The following is a 1627-nucleotide window of genomic DNA, read 5'->3' as shown; positions in this document are numbered from 1 at the left end:
GGTTTATTTTAAAATAAGCATATAAAAGGCCGTCTGAAACCTTGTTTCCAAGTTTCAGACGGCCTTTATCTTTAAGCCGCTTTATTTTTTCATGGCATCGGTCATAACTTTGACATTGTAGCGGTACATGCCGATGTAGCTATTGGCCGGTGCACCACCCAATGCATCGGAATACAAACGTCCGCTGACATTAACGCCGGTTTCTTTGGCAATACGGTCAATCATGCGCGTGTCTTTGATGTTTTCAGTAAAGACGGCTTTAATGCCCTCGCGTTTGATTTGGCGGATAATAGAAGCCACTTGTTTGGCAGACGGCTCGGCTTCGCTGCTCACGCCTTGAGGGGCGATAAATTCAATATTGTAGCGTTTGCCCATGTAAGAGAACGCGTCGTGTCCGGTCAAGACTTTTCGCTTGGCGGCAGGTACGGCATTAAAGGCAGCCTGCGCATCGCTGTGCAGTTTTTTTAGCTGCATTTGATAGTTGCCCAAACGTTGCTGATAGTAGGTTTTGCCTTCAGGGTCGGCTTGAATCAAAGCATTGGCAACGTTTTGCGCATAAGTACCCATCAGGACGGGGTCGGTCCAAACGTGCGGATCAAACTCGCCGTGATCGTGATGATGGCCTTCGTGATCGTGGTCATGATGATGTCCACCCTCTTCTGCTTTCAAAGCCTGAATGCCTTTGGTTGCTTCGGCGAAAGGAACTTTACTCTGTTTGACTGCACGCTGTACATCGGCGGCTTCCAAGCCCAAACCGTTAAGCAATACCAATTTGGCACTGCGGATTTTTTTGATGTCGCCACTGGTCATGTGGTAGGCATGGCTGTCTTGGTTGGGGCCCACCAAGCTTTGAACGGCCACACGGTCGCCACCAATCTGTTTGGCCACGTCGCCCAAAATGCTGAAGCTGGTGACAACAGGCAGCGGAGCGGCATAAGCTGCACCGGTCAATAATGCGGCAACGATGCCGAGTTTCCAATGTTTCATATTCTCTCCAGTGATATAACGTAACATTAACATCATCATAAAACAGACCGCCTGATTATTCAAGCGGCCGTCTGAAAAATCATGCCGTGCGGTGTTTCTTGCGGCGCAGCCATTTTGCCAAAATGCCGCCCTCCCAACCGAACACGACGGAAATCAGGTAAAGCGTGCCGCAGCATAAAATAATCGCCGGGCCGGACGGAATTTCGATATGGTAGGAAAACAACAGTCCTGCCAAGCCGCAAAGCAAAGCCAATGCGACAGACAAAATCATCAGCCAACCCATGCTTTTCGCCCACAGTCTGGCGGTAATCGCCGGCAACATCATCAAACCGACCGACATCAGCGTACCCAATGCCTGAAAACCGGCAACCAGATTCATCACGACCAACACTAAAAACAACACATGCCAAAAGCCGCCCTTACCACCGACAGCTTTGAGGAACAAAGGGTCTATGCTTTCCAACACCAGCGGACGGAACATGACCGCCATCAGCAAAATAGTGACGCTCGCAGAAACAGCAATCAGCTGCAAAGCCGGAATATCGACCGCCAACACCGAGCCAAACAACAAATGCAGCAAAGCGACGATGTTGGCGTTTTTGCTGACCAAAACCACGCCGATGGCGAGGGGGCTCAAATA

The 1627-nt window shown here is 50.1% G+C and carries 2 protein-coding genes; both read right to left on the bottom strand.

Annotation, left to right across the window (positions count from 1 at the left end; translation table 11 throughout):
- Positions 1 to 81 precede the first annotated feature (81 nt).
- Positions 82 to 987: a metal ABC transporter solute-binding protein, Zn/Mn family gene (locus tag ACTHUE_RS18305; protein WP_049331107.1), complete on the bottom strand. Its 906-nt coding sequence runs from the start codon at positions 985 to 987 to the stop codon at positions 82 to 84.
- Positions 988 to 1066: 79 nt separating this feature from the next.
- Positions 1067 to 1627: metal ABC transporter permease (locus ACTHUE_RS18300; protein WP_440424122.1), on the bottom strand; the 561-nt coding region annotated here is incomplete at its 5' end.

The sequence above is a fragment of the Neisseria sp. P0021.S005 genome (assembly GCF_051956955.1).
Note: the sequence above shows the minus strand (reverse complement) of the source record. Positions and strands in the feature narration are given on the sequence as shown.

What these genes read in the sequence shown, in the direction of transcription:
- ACTHUE_RS18305 (WP_049331107.1), bottom strand. Translation starts at nt 987, where the DNA reads ATGAAACATTGGAAACTCGGCATCGTTGCCGCATTATTGACCGGTGCA.